Below are 14,557 nucleotides of genomic sequence, written 5' to 3'. Positions count from 1 at the left end.
CCGTCCGTCGCAGGGAACGGCAAATCAGCGCCCGGTTGGACGCGGTTTCGATCGGCGATGCGGGGATGATGGGAAGGATGGTGCCCCAAGTCGGATTTGAACCAACGGCCTACCGCTTACGAAGCGGTTGCTCTACCACTGAGCTATTGGGGCGCCCCTTGGAATGGAGGGGGGTATTAGCAGACCGAAACGCGGATGGCAACAGCGCGGTGCGATTTTGAGGTTATTTAGTTTGCCTCAGGCGCCCGGCGCCTGGGGGAACTCAGCCATCCGCCAGGATGGCGTCCAAAAAAGTCGCGCCATAGCGTTCCAGCTTGCGCACACCCACGCCGGGCAGCAGGCCCAGGCCCGTCAGGTCGCGCGGGCGGCTGATCACCATCTCCATCAGCGTGCTGTCGTGGAAGATGACGTAGGGCGGCACGCCCTGGGCCTTGGCCAGTTCCAGGCGCACGGCCTTCAGCTTGTGCCACAGCTTGTCGTCCGGCGGCGCCAGCGAGGGGCCCGTCCGGCCACCGCCGGTCCGTCCGCCGCCGCGCCGCCCATCGCCGGACAGCACGGCGCGGTCGCGGCGCAGGCGCACGGTTTCCTGCCCCTTCAGCACCGATGCCGCCTGGTCGGTCAGCATCAGGCCGCCGTGCCCCTCCGGATCGGCCGTCAGGTGGCCCAGCGCCACCAACTGGCGGAACACCGTCTGCCAGTCGCTTTTGGAGATGTCGGCGCCGCAGCCGAAGGTCTTCAGCTGGTCATGGCCGAAGCGCACCACCTTTTCCGTGGCGCCGCCGCGCAGCACGTCGATCAGGTGGCCCACGCCGAACTTCTGGCCGGTGCGGTAGACGGCCGACAAGGCCTTCTGCGCCGCCACCGTGCCGTCCCAGGTCTCCACCGGTTCGAAACAGGTATCGCAGTTGCCGCAATTGCCCGGATGCTCCTCCCCGAAATAGGTCAGCAGCACCTGGCGGCGGCAATGCGCGGTTTCGCAGAAACCCAGCAGGGCGTCCAGCTTGCGCCGCTCCGTCCGCTTGTGCTGGGCGCTGCTGTCCGAGGCGTCCATCATCTGGCGCAGCATGACCACGTCCTGCAGGCCGTACAGCATCAGGGCGTTGGCGGGCAGGCCGTCGCGGCCGGCGCGGCCGGTTTCCTGGTAATAGGCCTCCAGGCTCTTGGGCGCGTCCATATGCACGACGAATCGGACGTTGGGCTTGTCGATGCCCATGCCGAAGGCGATGGTCGCCACCACCACCACGCCCTCGCCCTTGATGAAGCGGTCCTGGTTGGCCTGGCGCACGGCCGGGTCCAGGCCGGCGTGATAGGGCAGGGCGTCCAGCCCCTGCTCCTTCAGCCAGTCGGCCAGCGCCTCGACCCGGGCGCGCGACAGGCAATAGACGATGCCCGCATCCTCGGCATGGTGGCGGCGGATGAAGTCCAGCAGCTGCCGCCGCTCGTTGTCCTTGGGCGCCACGCGGTAGGTGATGTTGGGCCGGTCGAAGCTGGAAACGAACTGCCGCGCCTCGCCCAGGGCCAGGCGCTCCACGATGTCGGCCTGGGTCTGCGCGTCGGCCGTGGCCGTCAGCGCGATGCGCGGCACGGTGGGGAAGCGCTCATGCAGCACCGACAGCTGCAGGTATTCCGGCCGGAAGTCGTGGCCCCACTGGCTGACGCAATGCGCCTCGTCCAAGGCGAACAGGGAGAGGCGCGAGCGCTCCAGCAATTCCAGGAAGCGCGGGGTCACCAGCCGCTCCGGCGCCACGTAGAGCAGGTCCAGGTCGCCGCGCTCGCACGCCCGCTCCACGTCCAGCGCCTCGCGCCAGTCGAGGGTGGAGTTGAGGTAGGCGGCCCGCACGCCCGCCTGGCGCAGCGTGTCCACCTGGTCGCGCATCAGGGCGATCAGGGGGCTGACGACGATGGCCACGCCCGGCCGGGCCAGGGCCGGGATCTGGAAGCACAGCGACTTGCCGCCGCCGGTGGGCATCAGCACCAGCGCGTCACCGCCCTGGATGACATGGGTGATGATGTCTTCCTGGTTGCCGCGGAAGGCGGAATAGCCGTAGACGCGCTTCAGGATGTCCCGCGCCGTCGCCACCGGGTCCCGCGTGCCCTGGGGCGCCTCATCCTCCGGCCAGTCGCCGTGGATGATGCTGGGCTCCGGCGCGTCGCCATAATGGTCAGGCACGAAGTCGCCCATGTCCGGGTGGCCCATATCAGGATAGCCGGAGTCCGGCGTGCCGGGATCCTGGTCGAACAGGGCGAGGGGAAGGGGCCGGGCGTGGGACATGACGGCTCTGGGCATGGCCGGGTCCCACCAGCGGAAGATGCCGCGAATGGGGCCAGGGATAGCGGGTGCGTGCTTAGGATAAGCCAATATCTAGGGGTGCCAAGGGGGCGCTGTCCACTGCTTCCTGCGGCGTCGCCCAACGTGGACGGAACATCCCGCGAACACCGGGAGTTGTTAACTAGACTTGGAAAAGCCTGCCTTAGGGGACGAAAGATGGTTCCGTTGCGGAAATGTGACCGCTATCGTTCATCGCCTTCATTAAGGACCTTTTCATCCTTACCTAGCTAGGATAATGGACAGGCATAGTTGGAAGGCCGCCTACCCCTCCGGATATAGGTTCCGGTGGATGTGGGGTAGCGGCGCGCCTGGGGCCGCGGACGCGGCAAAGCCTATTTACTCCCGAGACGCCGCCCCGCAGCGCGGGACGTACGGCGCCGCCACGTCCAATGACGAGGATGATCCGCGTGCTTTACCAGCTCTTTGACCTGCACCATGCCGCCCTCACCCCCCTCCGCCTCGTGGCGGAGGCGACGCAGGCGACGTTCCGCCACCCCTTCGTGCCCGCGTCCTACACCGGCATGGGCCGTGCCATGGCCGCCGCCGGTGAGCTGATCGAGCGCACCACCCGACGCTGGGGCAAGCCGGAGTTCGGCCTCAACATCACCCACATCGACGGGCGCGAGGTCGCGGTCACGGAAAAGGCGGCGCTGCGCAAGCCGTTCTGCGTGCTGCGCCATTTTGAGCGCGCGACGCCGCACAGCGATCCCAAGGTGCTGGTGGTGGCCCCCATGTCGGGCCACTACGCCACCCTGCTGCGCGGCACGGTGGAAGCGCTGCTGCCGGCCCACGACGTCTACATCACCGATTGGGTGGACGCGAAGCTGGTGCCGCTGGCCCGCGGCCGCTTCGACTTCGACGACTACGTCGAATACGTGATGGATTTCATCCGCTTCCTGGGCCCGGACACCCATGTCGTCGCGGTTTGCCAGCCGGCGGTGCCGACCCTGGTCGCCGCCGCCGTCATGGCCCAGACCGCCGACGACTGCCAGCCGCGCAGCATGACCCTGATGGGCGGGCCCATCGACACCCGCGTGTCGCCCACCCAGGTGACCCAGCTGGCGGAGACCCGCGACATCGGCTGGTTCGAGCGCACGGTGACCACCACCGTCCCGCCCTACTATCCCGGCGCCATGCGCCATGTGTACCCCGGCTTCGTCCAGCTCACCGGTTTCATGTCCATGAACCTGGACCGGCATGTCGGCGAGCACATGAAGATGTTCAATCACCTGGTGCGCGGTGACGGCGAAAGCGCCGAGGCGCACCGCCGCTTCTATGACGAATACCTGTCGGTCATGGACCTGACGGCGGAATTCTACCTGCAGACCGTCAATCTGGTGTTCCAGGAGCACGCCCTGCCCAAGGGCACCCTGCACTACCGCGGCATGCGGGTCGACCCCTCGGCCATCAAGAAGACGGCCCTGTTCACGGTGGAGGGCGAGCTGGACGACATCTCCGCCCCCGGCCAGACGGTGGCGGCGCACGCCCTGTGTGCCGGCCTGCCGGAGGAGATGAAACAGCACCACCTGCAACTGGGCGTCGGCCATTACGGCATCTTCAACGGCCGTCGCTGGCGTGAGCACATCATGCCGCGCGTGCGGTCCTTCATCCGCAGCCATGAGCGCGCGGCTACGGCTACACCGCGCAAGGGTGCGGCGGTGTGATCGACGGTCATCTGCTGAGATGAAAAAGGGGCGGTCCCGATTGGGCCGCCCCTTTTTTATTGCCGGCTTCCGGACGGATCACAGAGTGGGCTTAGGCGTCACGCAGGCGGCGCCGATCAGTCCATCTTTTTGCATGCGGCTGGTGATGGCGTAGGACAGTTCCTCAGCAGCCTTTAGGTGCTGGCTGAGCTGAACAGAGGCCTTCCAGACGACGGCCTTGCTGTGCCTGTCGTACAGGGACACCAGATAATCGACGGTGTTGTCGTAACCCTGTTGCGTCTGTTTGGTCCAGGCGATGTCCAGGACGGCGTCGGGTGCTGCGTCATCGATGGCTTTGGGGGTGGCCAGGGCTTGCACGGCATAGCCTGCGGCGATGATGCCACATCCCTCGAACCCAGCCTTGAGCAGGGCGAGGACGTGCCCGGTCTCGTTACCGTCGGCAGTGATTAGCGTCTTTCCCAGATTGGGAAGGATGAACAGTTTCTTGATGTTGGGGGTGTAATCGGTCGCCCGGTTCGATTCGACCTTGGTGCTGGAAACGCAGCCGCCGGCGGAGAGTAGTGCCGCCAAGACGGCGCTCGTCATGATTTTTCTGAACGTCATGATCTCCATCCTGCTCATCAAGATGCCTTGGGCGTCTGGCAGGACGCGCCCAGCACTGCATCTTTCTTCATCTGGCCGATCAGGGCGCTCGCCATCTCCGCGCCAGCCTTGTAGTGCTGATTCAGGGTTATGGTCGCCGTCCACACCACCGACCGGCTTTTCGGGTCATAGAGGTTGGCGGTGTAGTTGACGACGTGTGTGGCTCGGCCTGAGACGTCCTTGGTCCAAGACAGCTCCAAGACGGCATCAGGGCCGAACTGGGCGATCTGCTGGGACAGGGTGTCCTTCAGTGCCAGCTTGTCGTCCCTGGTGTGGAACTCCGATTTAATCCCGCAGCTGTCCAGGCTGCTTTTGCTGAGCGCAATGAAGTCGTCGGTTTCGTCGCCGAACGTCGTGCGCAGGCCGTTTCCCATATTGGTGATCACGAACAGCTTCGTCAGTGTGGCCGTGTATTGCGGTGATTTACTGGACTGGGTCGTGCTGCTGGACGTGCAGCCACCAACAGCAAGCAATACGACCGTGGCGATGACCGCCTTCATTTTTTCGAGAAACATTTCCTATCCCTATTTATCAACAAATCATTCTGCCCATTGCGGCGCGCTAATGAACCGAACTCAATTTTAAGAGCCCGATTTCAAGAAGATGGAGTGTTGGTTGTTGGCATTTGTGTCAATGGAACAGCGACGGCGGGGTGAGGGCGGGGCTGCGTCAGATTGTCTCGGTCGCTACAGACGTATCACGTAGCGCACAAAGCCATCGCTGCCGCCGGCCACGCCGTCGTACAGGCGGCGGGCGGTGGTGTTGGTCGCTTGCGTGTGCCAGTAGACGCGGCCCCAGCCGCTCTCCCGTCCCAGCGCCACCAGGCGCTCGATCAGGGCCCGGCCCACGCCCTGGCCACGGCTGGCCGGGTCGGTGAACAGGTCTTCCAGATAGCAGATCGGGCTGGTGCCCCAGGTGTTGGGGTGCAGGACGTAATGGCAGAAGCCCAGGATGCGGCCATCGCCATCCCGCGCCACCAGCGCCTTGATGGCGAAATCCGGGTCCATGAGCCGGGTCCACAGCGTAGATGTCACAGCGTTATCCACGCTGGTCTGGTAAAAAGCGCAGTATTGATCCCATAAAGGACGCCATGCGGCCTCGTCATCGGGGCCAATGGGCTCTATCTTAATTCCTAGGGCGGATGACTCGGGCTTGGCCATAGGGTGATCTCCGCTTAAGGCCTTTAGGCTCTATTGGATTCAACGCGCTTACGTTAGATTGCCGCCCTCATGCGTACACTTATCCATCATCCCCTGTCCCCCTTCGCGCGCAAGGTGCGCGTCGTCCTGGCGGAAAAGCGTCTTGAGGTCGAACTCGAGGTCGAAAAGCCCTGGGAACGCCGTGAGGAGTTCCTGGCGCTGAATCCGGCGGGCGAGCTGCCGGTGCTGGTCGAGGATGACGGGGCGACGGTTGTGGAACACGCCGCCATCTGCAGCTACCTGGAAGAAGCCTACCCCCACGCCCCCACCCTGCTGGGGCGCGAGGTGCTGCTGCGGGCGGAAGTGCGGCGCTTGGCCGCCTGGTTCGACGTGAAGTTCAACCAGGAGGTGACGGAGAACCTGGTGGGCGAAAAGCTGATCAAGCGTTTCTCCGGCTCCGGCACGCCGCATGCCCAGGCCATTCGCGCCGGCCTGGCCAACATCCATTACCACCTGGACTACATCGCCTACCTGGCGGACCGGCGGAAGTGGCTGGCGGGCAACGAGTTCTCGCTGGCCGACATCGCGGCGGCAGCCCACCTGTCCACCATCGACTATCTCGGCGACGTGCCGTGGGACCAGCATCCCGAGGCCAAGGACTGGTACATGCGCATCAAGTGCCGGCCCAGCTTCCGTCCCCTGCTGGGCGACCACCTGCCCGGTGCCCCGCCGCCCAAGCACTACGCGGATTTGGATTTTTAAGGTTTAATTTTCCCCCCTCAGACGCCGGGCGGGCGCATCCGCACCCTGGGCTTATCCTCGCTTTCCAGTCCGCTTACGCTCCCCGAAAAGTTCCGGCGGCCGCGGTCGCGGCCTACAGCGGCATGAAACCCATGCCGCTGGTGGTTGGGGGGCGCTGGTTTTGCCAAGCCATCCCGCTGATTTGTTCCCGCCATAAATCCGCCGTGACCCTTTGCCACAAGCAAGGGGATCGCCGGTGCATTCCGCGTCGGCCAAGGAACGATGGGTGGACCCCGATGCGCAGCCTGATTGCCGCCTCCCTGATCGCGACCGCCAGCCTCGGGGCCCTGCCCCTGGCCGCCGCCCCCGCCACGGCGCAGGTCATGACGGCCCCGCCGGTGCAGGACCAGGTGACCCTGACCCTGATGGCGGAGGACTGGGTGAAGACCGACACGGCCCGCGTGTCCCTGACGGTGGACGCCGGCGGCGGCAACGCCGGTTCCGCCCGCGCCGACGTGCTGAAGGCGGCGCAGAGCGTGTCGGACAAGGGCGAGTGGCGTGTCGTCGCCTTTGACCGGCAGCAGGACGCCGCCGGCCTGGACCATTGGCGGGCGGAGCTGGAGGCGCGCCTGCCCGAGGCGCAGTTGGGCGGCCTGGCCGACCGGGCGCGTCAGGCCAGCCGCGCCGGCCTGCAAATCCGCGTGGCGGGCGTGGACTTCACCCCTACCCTGGCGGAGCAGGAGGCCGTCCGCACCCGCCTACGAGAGACGCTGTACCGCCGCGTCACGGAAGAGATGAAGGGGCTGAACACCGCCTTCCCCGGCCGGGACTTCCGCGTCGGCCGGGTGGATTTCAACGCCCCGGTGATTGGCGGCGGCATGGCCCCGCGCGCGCCAATGATGGCCATGGCCAAGACGGCGGACGGCGCCGGGGCCGAGGGCGGCGGGCTGGACGTGGCACAGAAGGCGACGCAGACCGCCCGCGTCACCTTCTCCGCCTACGCGCCGGCGGCCCCTCAGGGGCGGTGAGCGTCGCTCTCCGCCGCCAATTGGTCCGCCCTCAACTGATCCGCCAGCCCCTCGCGGTAGCTGGGATAGCGCAAGGTGACCCCCAGCTCCGCCTTGATGCGGGCGTTGGAGATGCGCTTGTTCTCCCCATAGAAGCTGGTAGCCATGGGCGACAGGTTGGCCTGCTCGAACGGCACCAGGGGCGGCGGCTCCAGCCCCAACAACTCGGCGGCATAGGCCACGACCTCGGGCGAGGGGCAGGGATGGTCGTCGGCGACGTTGTAGATGGCGCCGGGATTGGGCCGGTCCATGCTGGCCATCAGGGCGCTGCCCAGATCGTGGATGTGGATGCGGCTGAACACCTGGCCCTTCTTGTCCACCCGCCGCGCTGTGCCGGCTCGCATCTGGTCTAGCGCGCTGCGCCCGGGGCCGTAGATGCCGGGCAGGCGGAAGCGGTGGACGGGCAGGCCGTGGGCCTCATGCAGGGCCATCCACTGTCCCTCCGCCACCGCGCGGGCCACGCCCCGTTCCGTGCTGGGCTGCACCGGCGCCGATTCGTCCACCCAGCCGCCGTCCCGGTTGCCGTAGACGCCGGTGGTGGAGAGATAGCCCACCCAGCGCAGGCTGGGCAGGGCCAGGATGGCGGGCGTCAGCGCCGCCACCACGCCGTCCCCCTCCGCGGTGGGCGGCACGGAGTCCAGCAAATGGGTGGTGCCGGGTAGGGCCGCCGGGTCCAGTGCCTGGCCGGGGCCGAAGACATGGGCCTCGATGCCCCGCGCGCGCAGGGCGGCCGCCTTCTCCGCCGTGCGGCAGGTGCCGGCGACCTGCCAGCCGGCATCGAGCAGCCGGTGGGCGAGGGCCGTGGCGCTGAACCCCAGGCCGAAGCAGAACAGGCGGCGGGGCGGGGGGACTGCGGCATGGCATCAGGCTCCGTTAACCATAAGGGGCGCCGGCGGCGACCCCTGCACCTTCAGGATGGCAGGGATCCACGCCTGCCGGGGCGGTGTCCGCCCGTGCTATCCTGTGACCCGTGGCCGCGCCCGAATCGGCAAGGCCCGGGATGAAAGCACTTGCGATCCATCCGCCGTTCGGGACTCTAGGCGCCATGATGATTACCCTCAAGCACCCCCTCCGCTTTTCCGCCCGCCTGGCGGCGGCGGTCACCGTCCTGTGCGGCATCGCCGGCGCGGCCGGTGCCGCGCCCGTGGCCCTGAACCGCGACACCTGCCTGGAGCGGGCGAAGCAGTTGCCCGACTTCGCCTATGCCGAGGCCCAGCTGTGGGAAAAGAAGGGCGGCGGCGACGATGCCCGCCTCTGCCAGGCCATGGCGCAGCTATTCCGGGGCGAATACAAGGAATCAGCGGTGGCGCTGGAGGCGGTGATTCCCGCCCTGGGCCTGCCGCCCAAGGTGACGGCGGGACTGTGGGGCAAAGCGGGCTGGGCCTGGTTCAACGCCAAGGAACACGCCAAGGCGGACATCGACTACACCAAGGCCATCGGCCTGCAGCCCACCGATCCCGACCTGCTGATCGACCGCGCCACCGAGCGGGCGGGGGCGGAGCGCTGGTGGGACGTGCTGCGTGACCTGGACCGGGCGCTGACCCTGGATGGCGGGCGCGTTGACGCCATCATCATGCGGGCGGAGACCAAGCACCGCCTGGGCCGCGACGTGGAGGCCGGGCGCGACCTGCGCATGGCCCTGTCGCTGGACCCGGACAACGCCCAGGGCCTGCTGCTCAGCGGCAACATCAAGGCCGACCGGGGCGACAAGGTCGGGGCCAAGGCCGATTGGTCCCACGCCGTCCAGGTGGCGGGCGACACCGCCGCCGGCGCCGCCGCCCAGGACAACATCCTGCGCCTGGATGGCAAGGACCCGCTGAAGGATGACGCGGCGGGCAAGGCGACGCCAAAGACCGATGGGAAAAAGGCGGACGACCAGCCCAAGGGCCAGTGACGGCCCCAACTCACGGTCCCTCCCCTTTCAAGGCGCTCCGGCCGCGCGGGGTCCAATACGGCCCGCCTGGACGTAACCCACCTTGTCCCCGTCTTCGGTTTCCACATGGACCCGCAGCCAGCCGGGAACCACGTCGCCCGCCAGCACCTCCACCGGGGTGTGCGGCGTCAACAGGGTGTCGATGGTCTCTTCCCGGCCCGGCGATCCGTAGAGATAGGCGGTGCGCTCGGCGATTTCGCGGTCACGGCGCAGGACGGCATCCGTGGGCGCCGTCATTGGCTTGGCCGGGACGCGCGGTTTGGCGGGTACGGCGGGTCGCGGATCATCGGTGGCCACCGGGTGGCCCCCCGGTCCCGTGGCCACGGGGCGCGGTGGTGGCACGGTCGCGGAATGCACGGTCATGAGCACGGCCAGGGCGCACACCAGCGCGCCTGCGGCTCCGTGGGCCCACCAGTGCCGGCGGCCCTGGCGGCGCGCGGCCTCCCCTTCCGTCGTCAACTGAACCACGCGGGCCTCCGCCTTTTGGGCGGCGGCGCGCGCGGCGGTAAGCTGGGCCTGGGCCTCCCGCAGGCTGAGGGTCAGTTGCTGGTTCTGCCGCGTCAGGTCGTTGGCGCGGCGGTTACAGGCGGTGTGGTCGGCTGGTCCCGTTCGCGTGGCGGTGGGTGCCGGCTGGGTGATCCAGTATCCCAGGTCGTTGAAGTTCAGGCCGCGTTGCCTCAGGGCACCCTGCAGCTTCCGCAAGGCGGTGGTGGCCTCCCCCTCGTGTTCCGACCCCATCAGGCGGACCAGCTTGGCGATGTGCTCCCGGTCCTTCAGGTCCTTCGCGCTATCCATGCCACCCGCCCCAGCCCCAGCCCCCGCCTACGCCCGACGCTCATAGTACGCGGCGGCGGCCGGGCATATAGGGCGGAAAAGTCTTAATCTTTCGGCAAGGAGTTCGGCGGAAAGGCCGTGATGAAATCGCGTCTTTGCCATAATCCGGGCCAACGACGGCCCTCATCCCTTGGGATTATGACCCTGCGCCCCGATGGTGGGACGCCCGATCAAACCAAGGATCACGACCATGAGCATGTTCGCCCACCGCCGTCCCCTGCTGGCCCTCGCTACCGCCGCGGCTGTGATGGTGTCTTACGGGGCGTTCGCGGCGGACACCCCCGCCGCCCCGGCCAAGGCCGCCGCCTCCACGACCGTTGCCGCCCCCGTCGCCGCCACCCCTGCGGGCACCCCCGCGGCCACGACGACCGCCCCGGCGCAGAACGCCGCCGAGGCTGGCAAGCCGGTGGACGCGACCAAGGCCGCCGAGGTGAAGTCCGACGCCAAGGTGTCCGAGACGAAGACCGAGGCCAAGGCGGAAACCAAGGCCGAGGGCACGAAGAAGGAGACCAAGAAGGTCGCCCATCATCATGCGAAGAAGGCCAAGGCCGAAGCCGGCAGCGAAACCGCCGCGCCCAAGAAGTAAGCCTCAGCCCTCGCACGCCTCCTGAACAGGACGGCCCCGGCCCCAGCGGTCGGGGCCGTTCGTGTTTTCAGGCGTGCGGCAGGGGGCGCGGCTCTGGCTCCCCCTCCAGGTCCGGGGCCGGCAGCGGACGCACGGCGGCCAGGCGCTGCACCACGGCGGCGCGGGGCAGGGCGATCTCCCCCTGTTCGAAGGCGACCACTTGCAGGCCGGCGTCCCGCGCCAGGGCCAGCAGTTCGCCCGCGCGCAACAGGAAGGCGGGGCTGGAGGGCCGGCCATGGCGCTGGTTGCCCTGGGCGAAGGTCTCGTACAGCAGCACCCCGCCCGGGGCCAGCAGGGTGGGCAGGCGCGGCAGCAGCGGCCGGTGCAGGTAGTTGGTGACGACGATGCCGGCATAGGCGCCGCCCAAATCCACCGGCGCCTCCCCCTCCAGATCCGCCTGCAGCAGGGTCACGCCCGGTTGGTCCGCCAGGTCGGCCAGGCCGCGCAGGTCGATGTCCACCGCCGTGACCGGGTGGCCCCGCCCGTGGAATAAGCGGGCATGCCGGCCGCCGCCACTGGCCACGTCCAGAACGGCGCCGCCCCGGGCCACCAACGGCGCGAAACGGGCCACCCAGGCGCTGGGCTGGCCCCGGGGATCGCAAACGGACAATGTCATGGCGTGGGCCCTAGCTATAAAGGGTGGTGTATGATGCGCGGGGGATGGAGCCGATGTGCCGGTCCATTGCCTGTGCCGGTCCATTGTCACGGCGGCTTTTCCCACCCACATCCAGACTGTATATGACACTTTCCAGTCCCGAGTCGCCGCACGGCGCCGCGCCCCTCAAGATTCCACCCCATGATCCTGTATGAAATGAAATGTGGCCAGGGCCACACCTTCGATGTCTGGTTCCGGAACGCCGACGCCTGTGATCAGCAACTGGCGGCGGGTGAGGTCGCGTGCGCCGTCTGTGGCGACCACGGCGTGAGCAAGGCGCCCATGGCTCCCCGCATCGCCAAGGGCCGGGCCAAGGGCCAGGGCGGTCGCGTCGAGGAGGAGCCGGCCCCCGTCCCGGCGGCGGCCCCCCCACAGCCCGCACCGGAGGTGACGCCGGCGGTGATGGCCGAGGCGGCGGCCCAGGGCCCGGCGGCGGTGCTGTCCCTGTTGCGGGAGATGCGCCGCCAGGTGGAGGCCAACGCCACCCATGTCGGCGACCGCTTCGCCGAGGAGGCGCGCAAAATCCATTACGGCGAGGCCGAGGCCAAGCCCATCTACGGCCAGACCACTGATGAGGAAGCGGCGGAGCTGGAGGATGAGGGCGTGACCTTCGCCCGCATCCCGTGGGTACCCAAACACGATTCTTGAGCCCATAGTGGCGCGACGGAAGCCAAGGGAGTGCATCCATGTCCGATCCCGCGCCCGCGTTCGGGCCCCGTGTGGTGACGGTGCCGCCGGGGGAGGATCGGGAACGGCTGGTCTGCCCCGACTGCGGCTACATCGCCTATGACAATCCCAAGATCGTGGTGGGCTCCGTCGCCTTGTGGCAGGACCGCATCCTGCTGTGCCGCCGCGCCATCCCGCCCCGCATCGGTTATTGGACGCTGCCGGCCGGCTTCATGGAGCTGGGGGAAAGCACCCAGGAGGGCGCCGCCCGCGAGGCGTGGGAGGAGGCGGGCGCCCGCCTGGCCATCGGGCCCCTGCTGGCCGTCTACAACATCCCCCGCATCAGCCAGGTGCAACTGATCTACCTGGCCACCCTGACCAGTCCGGACATCGCCGCCGGCGTGGAAAGCCAGGAGGTCGCCCTGTTCGCCTGGGATGAGATTCCCTGGACCGACCTGGCCTTCCCCAGCGTCGACTGGGCGCTACGCGAGTACGAGGCCCGGCGGCATCTGATCCAGGCCGGCCAGGTCTTCGCTCCGGCCACCAACCCGGTGGACGGGCTGTGACCCGGGCAGGCGTGGGCCATCGCTGAAACGCCAACGGCGCGGAACCCGAAGGGCCCGCGCCGTTGCTCAGATCGCTCCGGGGCGTCCGCTCAGTTGAGCGAGCGCACGTCCGTCAGCTTGCCGGTCAGGGCGGCGGCGGCGGCCATCTCGGGGCTCACCAGATGGGTGCGGCCACCGGGGCCCTGGCGGCCTTCGAAGTTGCGGTTGGAGGTGGAGGCGCAGCGCTCCCCCGGCTTCAGCTTGTCGTCGTTCATGGCCAGGCACATGGAGCAGCCGGGCTCCCGCCAGTCGAAGCCGGCGGCGGTGAACACCTTGTCCAGGCCCTCGGCCTCCGCCTGTTCCTTCACCAGGCCGGATCCCGGGACCACCATGGCGTAGATGCCGTCGGCCACATGGCGGCCCTCCACCACCTTGGCGGCGGCGCGCAGGTCCTCGATGCGGCTGTTGGTGCAGCTACCGATGAAGACCTTGTCTACGGGAATGGCGTCCAGCGGGGTGCCGGCCGTCAGGCCCATGTACTTCAGCGCGCGCTCCATGGCGGCGCGGCGGTGTTCATCCGCCTCGTCGGCGGGGTTGGGCACGGCGGCGGTGATGGGCAGCACGTCCTGCGGGCTGGTGCCCCAGGTGACCATGGGGGCGATGTCCTCGGCCTTCAGCACCACCTCGCGGTCGTACACCGCGCCTTCGTCTGACGGCAGGCTCTTCCACCAGTTGATGGCCTGTTCCCAGGTCGCGGCCTTGGGGGCCTGCGGGCGGCCCTTCAGGTACTCGAACGTCGTCTCGTCCGGGGCGATCAGGCCGGCGCGGGCCCCCGCCTCGATGGCCATGTTGCAGACCGTCATGCGGCCTTCCATGCTCAGGCCCCGGATGACGGAGCCGGCGAACTCGATGACATGGCCGGTGCCGCCGGCGGTGCCGATCTTGCCGATGATGGCCAGCACCACGTCCTTGGCGGTCACGCCCACGGGCAGCTCGCCATCCACGGTGATGCGCATGTTCTTCGACGGCTTCAGCAGCAGGGTCTGCGTGGCCAGCACATGCTCCACGTCCGACGTGCCGATGCCGAAGGCCAGGGCGCCGAACGCGCCGTGCGTGGCCGTGTGGCTATCACCACAGACGATGGTCATGCCCGGCTGGGTCAGGCCCTGCTCCGGCCCCACGACGTGGACGATGCCCTGGCGGATGTCGGACATGTCGTAGTAGTCGACGCCGAATTCCTTGGTGTTGATCGCCAGCTGCTCGACCTGGACGCGGCTTTCCTCATTCTTGATGCCGGCCAGGCGGTCATGGCTGGTGGGGACGTTGTGGTCGGCCACGGCCAGGGTCGCGGACGGGCGGCGCACCTTGCGGCCGGCCATGCGCAGTCCTTCGAACGCCTGCGGGCTCGTCACCTCATGCACGAGGTGGAGATCGATATAGAGCACGCATGTGCCGTCCTCCTGCCGGTGAACGACATGGCTGTCCCAGATCTTGTCATAGAGGGTGCGCGGCTTGCCCATGGATCTTCACTCTGATGCGGACCGACATTTCCGAAACGCCAAAACCCCTGCGGCGGGTCTTTTTGTTTCACGGAGGCGCAGAATAACGACCGGTCCTGTCGTGAACAAGCGCAAGAGCGTGCCGTCGCCGCATAGCGGTCATTTGTTCTTGCGTCCCCAGCATCGGGGCGGGCTCCCTCCAAGGCCCGAGGCCCTGA

15 protein-coding genes and 1 tRNA gene are annotated in these 14,557 nt (G+C 68.0%); 7 read left to right on the top strand and 9 right to left on the bottom strand.

All coding sequences use genetic code 11. From position 1 onward, the window contains the following. Nucleotides 1-78: 78 nt before the first annotated feature. A tRNA-Thr gene (locus ULB03_RS05365) sits at nucleotides 79-153 on the bottom strand. Between the two features lie 109 nt (nucleotides 154-262). Beyond that, entirely contained in the window at nucleotides 263-2,287 is a 2,025-nt protein-coding gene (recQ, locus tag ULB03_RS05360) for a DNA helicase RecQ (protein WP_322482224.1), read from the bottom strand. 440 nt (nucleotides 2,288-2,727) lie between these two features. On the opposite strand from recQ, the gene ULB03_RS05355 reads away from it, so the two are divergent. Continuing rightward, nucleotides 2,728-3,993, top strand: coding sequence for a polyhydroxyalkanoate depolymerase (locus tag ULB03_RS05355; RefSeq protein ID WP_322482223.1), 1,266 nt, complete (start codon nucleotides 2,728-2,730; stop codon nucleotides 3,991-3,993). Between the two features lie 78 nt (nucleotides 3,994-4,071). On the opposite strand, the gene ULB03_RS05350 is transcribed toward ULB03_RS05355, so the two are convergent. The 3 genes from ULB03_RS05350 to ULB03_RS05340 all read right to left on the bottom strand — a co-directional run bounded on the left by ULB03_RS05350 (nucleotide 4,072) and on the right by ULB03_RS05340 (nucleotide 5,669). Beyond that, a complete protein-coding gene (locus ULB03_RS05350) occupies nucleotides 4,072-4,596 on the bottom strand; it encodes a hypothetical protein (RefSeq protein WP_322482222.1) in 525 nt (174 codons plus the stop codon). Nucleotides 4,597-4,613: 17 nt separating this feature from the next. Beyond that, nucleotides 4,614-5,150, bottom strand: coding sequence for a hypothetical protein (locus ULB03_RS05345; protein WP_322482221.1), 537 nt, complete (start codon nucleotides 5,148-5,150; stop codon nucleotides 4,614-4,616). Nucleotides 5,151-5,321: 171 nt separating this feature from the next. Continuing rightward, nucleotides 5,322-5,669, bottom strand: a complete 348-nt coding sequence (locus tag ULB03_RS05340; RefSeq protein WP_322482220.1) for a GNAT family N-acetyltransferase — start codon at nucleotides 5,667-5,669, stop codon at nucleotides 5,322-5,324. A gap of 195 nt (nucleotides 5,670-5,864) precedes the next feature. On the opposite strand from ULB03_RS05340, the gene ULB03_RS05335 reads away from it, so the two are divergent. Then, the gene (locus tag ULB03_RS05335; RefSeq protein ID WP_322482219.1) at nucleotides 5,865-6,536 is read left to right on the top strand and encodes a glutathione S-transferase family protein; all 672 of its coding nucleotides are present in this window, start codon (nucleotides 5,865-5,867) and stop codon (nucleotides 6,534-6,536) included. A gap of 275 nt (nucleotides 6,537-6,811) precedes the next feature. Then, nucleotides 6,812-7,543 carry a hypothetical protein gene (locus ULB03_RS05330; protein ID WP_322482218.1) on the top strand — a complete coding sequence of 244 codons (732 nt, stop codon included), beginning with the start codon at nucleotides 6,812-6,814 and terminating at the stop codon, nucleotides 7,541-7,543. Here ULB03_RS05330 and ULB03_RS05325 read toward each other — a convergent pair. Continuing rightward, nucleotides 7,531-8,214: an NAD-dependent epimerase/dehydratase family protein gene (locus tag ULB03_RS05325; protein ID WP_322482217.1), complete on the bottom strand. Its 684-nt coding sequence runs from the start codon at nucleotides 8,212-8,214 to the stop codon at nucleotides 7,531-7,533. The genes ULB03_RS05330 and ULB03_RS05325 overlap by 13 nt on opposite strands. Before the next feature lie 413 nt (nucleotides 8,215-8,627). On the opposite strand from ULB03_RS05325, the gene ULB03_RS05320 reads away from it, so the two are divergent. Next, on the top strand, nucleotides 8,628-9,476 hold the full coding sequence (locus ULB03_RS05320; protein WP_322482216.1) for a tetratricopeptide repeat protein: 849 nt from the start codon (nucleotides 8,628-8,630) through the stop codon (nucleotides 9,474-9,476). A gap of 27 nt (nucleotides 9,477-9,503) precedes the next feature. Here ULB03_RS05320 and ULB03_RS05315 read toward each other — a convergent pair whose 3' ends face one another. After that, entirely contained in the window at nucleotides 9,504-10,310 is an 807-nt protein-coding gene (locus ULB03_RS05315; protein WP_322482215.1) for a hypothetical protein, read from the bottom strand. Between the two features lie 229 nt (nucleotides 10,311-10,539). Between ULB03_RS05315 and ULB03_RS05310 the strand changes: the two genes are divergently transcribed. Next, nucleotides 10,540-10,935 carry a hypothetical protein gene (locus ULB03_RS05310; RefSeq protein ID WP_322482214.1) on the top strand — a complete coding sequence of 132 codons (396 nt, stop codon included), beginning with the start codon at nucleotides 10,540-10,542 and terminating at the stop codon, nucleotides 10,933-10,935. A gap of 67 nt (nucleotides 10,936-11,002) precedes the next feature. Here the strand turns inward: ULB03_RS05310 and ULB03_RS05305 are convergent, their stop codons facing one another. Further along, the gene (locus ULB03_RS05305) at nucleotides 11,003-11,590 is read right to left on the bottom strand and encodes a methyltransferase domain-containing protein (RefSeq protein ID WP_322482213.1); all 588 of its coding nucleotides are present in this window, start codon (nucleotides 11,588-11,590) and stop codon (nucleotides 11,003-11,005) included. 180 nt (nucleotides 11,591-11,770) lie between these two features. Here ULB03_RS05305 and ULB03_RS05300 point away from each other — a divergent pair, with 180 nt between their 5' ends. After that, the gene (locus ULB03_RS05300; RefSeq protein WP_322482212.1) at nucleotides 11,771-12,277 is read left to right on the top strand and encodes a DUF1178 family protein; all 507 of its coding nucleotides are present in this window, start codon (nucleotides 11,771-11,773) and stop codon (nucleotides 12,275-12,277) included. A 38-nt stretch (nucleotides 12,278-12,315) separates the two neighbouring features. After that, on the top strand, nucleotides 12,316-12,861 hold the full coding sequence (locus tag ULB03_RS05295) for an NUDIX hydrolase (RefSeq protein ID WP_322482211.1): 546 nt from the start codon (nucleotides 12,316-12,318) through the stop codon (nucleotides 12,859-12,861). A gap of 89 nt (nucleotides 12,862-12,950) precedes the next feature. On the opposite strand, the gene leuC is transcribed toward ULB03_RS05295, so the two are convergent. Then, nucleotides 12,951-14,360: a 3-isopropylmalate dehydratase large subunit gene (leuC, locus tag ULB03_RS05290; RefSeq protein ID WP_322482210.1), complete on the bottom strand. Its 1,410-nt coding sequence runs from the start codon at nucleotides 14,358-14,360 to the stop codon at nucleotides 12,951-12,953. Nucleotides 14,361-14,557 lie beyond the last annotated feature (197 nt).

The sequence above is a fragment of the Nitrospirillum goiasense genome, assembly GCF_034427435.1.
Classification (GTDB): domain Bacteria; phylum Pseudomonadota; class Alphaproteobacteria; order Azospirillales; family Azospirillaceae; genus Nitrospirillum.
The sequence above is the reverse complement of the archived record's forward strand: the minus strand, read 5'-3'. Positions and strand labels throughout refer to the sequence as shown.